The organism is Flavobacteriales bacterium (assembly GCA_021296215.1).
Lineage (GTDB): Bacteria > Bacteroidota > Bacteroidia > Flavobacteriales > ECT2AJA-044 > ECT2AJA-044.
Genome location: JAGWBA010000132.1, coordinates 731 through 2,302, shown reverse-complemented (window position 1 = coordinate 2,302; position 1,572 = coordinate 731). Strand labels below are relative to the sequence as shown.

4 protein-coding genes are annotated in these 1,572 nt (G+C 58.7%); all 4 read right to left on the bottom strand.

All coding sequences use genetic code 11. The annotated features are described in order from the left end of the window. On the bottom strand, positions 1–197 hold a 197-nt coding region (locus J4F31_12525; protein MCE2497377.1), incomplete at its 3' end, for a histidinol dehydrogenase. Positions 198–204: 7 nt separating this feature from the next. Beyond that, positions 205–333 carry a hypothetical protein gene (locus tag J4F31_12520; protein MCE2497376.1) on the bottom strand — a complete coding sequence of 43 codons (129 nt, stop codon included), beginning with the start codon at positions 331–333 and terminating at the stop codon, positions 205–207. Beyond that, positions 300–827, bottom strand: a complete 528-nt coding sequence (locus J4F31_12515) for an ATP phosphoribosyltransferase (GenBank protein MCE2497375.1) — start codon at positions 825–827, stop codon at positions 300–302. Before J4F31_12515 ends, J4F31_12520 begins: the two co-directional genes overlap by 34 nt. Then, a partial coding sequence (locus tag J4F31_12510) for a UDP-N-acetylglucosamine 1-carboxyvinyltransferase (GenBank protein ID MCE2497374.1) occupies positions 820–1,572 on the bottom strand: 753 nt, incomplete at its 5' end. The genes J4F31_12510 and J4F31_12515, both read right to left, overlap by 8 nt.

Below are 1,572 nucleotides of genomic sequence, written 5' to 3'. Positions count from 1 at the left end.
CGAAACTTTTTCGGCGACAACGCAAGACCATCAAACTTCTTGACGTATCGCGCGACCGCAGCATCGCCATCACGTTCGACGTTTTTCAGAATACGTTTCACGCGATTCTCGAGCTTGGCGTGCTGGTGAGCTGCACGATTGCAGACCTCGGCCAACGCCTGGGGATAGGTTTTATCTTTTGAAAATATAACGTTCATCACGTCGTCAGGCGCAGGCCGTCTTGGGACGACTCTTGCGCAGCCTGTTAATCATGGTGGTAATCGCCTGATGCTTCATTTTCAAACTGGCACGATTCACGATCAGACGTGCCGTCGATTCCGCAACCGTTTCCATTTCCTGGAGGTTGTTGGCTTTCCGATCCGATCCGCCAAGCCCACCACCGGAGCCAACTCGATCGACCCATACAACTTGATGATTTCGACCGGAGTCCCCTGACGGTTAAAATGCCATTCCGTGATGTTGGGATACTTCGTGGCCACCCGGAGTTTTGACGATAAGCGTGCACGACCATCAAGACCCGCCAGGGTCGCTACGGCGATCCGGCACCACCCGATCCGCAGATCCAAGGGTTCATACACGTCCAGTTGTTGCTCCAATAACAAATCCTTGCCCGCCACACCCACGTCGGCCGCTCCATACTCCACGTAGGTGGGCACGTCCGTGGGACGGACCACCAAAAAAGACAGCCCGGACTGCGGCACGTCAAAAGCCAGTTTGCGATCGTCGGAGGACATTTCCGGACCAAGATAGCCCGCTTTCTGAAACAGAGCCAGCGTCGGATCCAGGAGTTTCCCCTTCGACAGTGCGACGGTCACCATGTCACTCATACCCGAAACCCTCTCGACGAACCGACGCGCCCAAGCCCTGCAGTTTGTCTTCGATTCGCTCGTATCCCCGTTCCAAGTGATAAATCCTGGAAATCCGCGTTTCACCGTCGGCGGCCAACCCGGCCAACAGGAGCGCGGCACTGGCACGCAAATCCGATGCCATGACCGGCGCGCCCGTCAACCGGCCTAATCCTTTCACAACGGCGCGGTGTCCATCAACCGTAATCGCCGCACCCATACGGCGCAATTCCGGAACGTGCAGAAACCTCCCGGCAAACACCGATTCGGTCATCACGCTGGTTCCTTCCGCCAGACACAGCAACGCCATCATTTGTGCCTGCAGGTCCGTGGGAAATCCCGGGTAGGGAAACGTTTGCACGTCCTGGGCCCGTAACCGGGCTCCGGCCTCGACGGTGATTGATCGCGCCCCCTCCGACAACTCCGCGCCGCATTGCCGGAGTTTTGACATCACGACCTCCAGGTGTTCGGGGACGCACCGATCCGCTTCGACCCGCCCTCCCGTCATGGCACCGGCGACCAAATACGTGCCGGCTTCGATCCGGTCGGGAATCACCTCGTGCTCTGCGCCATGCAGCGCCGGGACCCCTTCGATGACGAGACGCCCGGATCCGGCCCCTGAAATTCTGGCCCCGCGCTTGATCAGGAAATCGGCCAGATCGACAATTTCCGGCTCCATCGCGGCATTGTTGAGCACCGTCGTACCTTTCGCGAGACAGGCGGCCAT

Excerpts from the sequence above, each read along its gene's own strand:
- J4F31_12520 (MCE2497376.1), bottom strand. The coding sequence starts at position 333 with ATGGAAACGGTTGCGGAATCGACGGCACGTCTGATCGTGAATCGTGCC.
- J4F31_12515 (MCE2497375.1), bottom strand. The coding sequence starts at position 827 with ATGAGTGACATGGTGACCGTCGCACTGTCGAAGGGGAAACTCCTGGAT.